This is a genomic window from Streptomyces sp. NPDC029014, from assembly GCF_055564695.1.
This window is the reverse complement of record NZ_JBVHVT010000255.1, coordinates 1-1,050: the sequence shown is the minus strand read 5'-3', so window position 1 is coordinate 1,050 and position 1,050 is coordinate 1. Positions and strand designations below refer to the sequence as shown.

Genomic DNA, 1,050 nt, shown 5'->3' with positions numbered 1-1,050 from the left:
TGATACCAGGATCGCCGGCCACTCCAGCGTCCAGGTCGGGCGTCCCCTTGAGTGTGTGGAGCCACCCATAGAAGGCCAGCGGGTCGTTGGTTTGGATGGCCCTGATGAGGCTTTCGGTCCCGGCACTCATTGCCCACCTCCCAGAACCCCGATGAGCACCAGGGCCACCAGCACGTAGAACGGCACCAGCACGATGCTCCACCACGCCTTCGAAACCTCTTGCAGAACGCTTCCTTGGCGATGCTCCGCCGGCAGTTGATAGAAGCGCATCAGGGCGCGCCCGGCGGAGATGGGGTTGGCGACCAGGTCCCGGTAGAACACCGCGATGCCCAGGAGACCGACAAACAGCAGGGCCATGTTCAAAATGCTCATGCGAAGCGCTCCTCTTCCCTCTTCCAACGCCGCTCATGACGGGCGCGGGTGGCCAAGCGCTGGATCCTGCGGTGCTTGTCGGCCAGCTGATTGAGGCCATTGGTGCGGTCCAGGAACCGCGCGGCGGTGTGGAGTTGGAAATGCGCCAGGTCGGTGCTGGCAGGCTCGACGGGATGAATCTTCATGTCGTCACTCTCTTTTTGTGGATAGGTCGGTTTACCCATTAAACCGCTCCTACACCACGATCCAACCACATCGCCAACCTTTGTCAACCCATTGATTTGAAAGATTTTTGACTAAAATAAGGAACTGCTCTCAGGGCTTGTCAAAACGCGGTTGTGTCGCATGCTGAAATGCATGACACCGCAAGCCCGCCCTCGCCGTCGTTCTCCTGCCCCAGGCTTTGGCCTGGTCGAGTTGCTGCTCGCATTGGGGGTTGCCACCGCAATGGGGGCCGCCGCGTTCTGGGTCTACCCCCGCGTCACCACTCGGGTCAACCTGGCGTCGGACGTCGAGAACGTTCGGGACCTGGCCAGCCGCGTTGATCGGTCCCATGGCATCGTCGGCTCGTTCCGCGGCGTCAGCACGTTGAACGTGCTTGAAGATGGGCTGGCCCCCACAGACTTCCGCCAAGGCAGCGCAGCGACCATGAGCAACGCATGGGGCGGCGCGGTGACC

The 1,050-nt window shown here is 61.7% G+C and carries 3 protein-coding genes; 1 reads left to right on the top strand and 2 read right to left on the bottom strand.

Translation table 11 applies throughout. The features are described 5' to 3' along the window. Nucleotides 1-126 precede the first annotated feature (126 nt). Together ACZ4VL_RS40940 and ACZ4VL_RS40935 are read right to left on the bottom strand one after the other, a co-directional pair. Nucleotides 127-372 (bottom strand): hypothetical protein, encoded by a 246-nt coding sequence (locus ACZ4VL_RS40940; protein WP_362189626.1) that lies wholly within the window; start codon nucleotides 370-372, stop codon nucleotides 127-129. Beyond that, a complete protein-coding gene (locus tag ACZ4VL_RS40935) occupies nucleotides 369-596 on the bottom strand; it encodes a hypothetical protein (RefSeq protein ID WP_362189629.1) in 228 nt (75 codons plus the stop codon). Before ACZ4VL_RS40935 ends, ACZ4VL_RS40940 begins: the two co-directional genes overlap by 4 nt. 133 nt (nucleotides 597-729) lie before the next feature. Between ACZ4VL_RS40935 and ACZ4VL_RS40930 the strand changes: the two genes are divergently transcribed. After that, a partial coding sequence (locus ACZ4VL_RS40930) for a hypothetical protein (protein WP_468211167.1) occupies nucleotides 730-1,050 on the top strand: 321 nt, incomplete at its 3' end.

Excerpts from the sequence above, each read along its gene's own strand:
- ACZ4VL_RS40940 (WP_362189626.1), bottom strand. The coding sequence starts at position 372 with ATGAGCATTTTGAACATGGCCCTGCTGTTTGTCGGTCTCCTGGGCATC.
- ACZ4VL_RS40935 (WP_362189629.1), bottom strand. The coding sequence starts at position 596 with ATGGGTAAACCGACCTATCCACAAAAAGAGAGTGACGACATGAAGATT.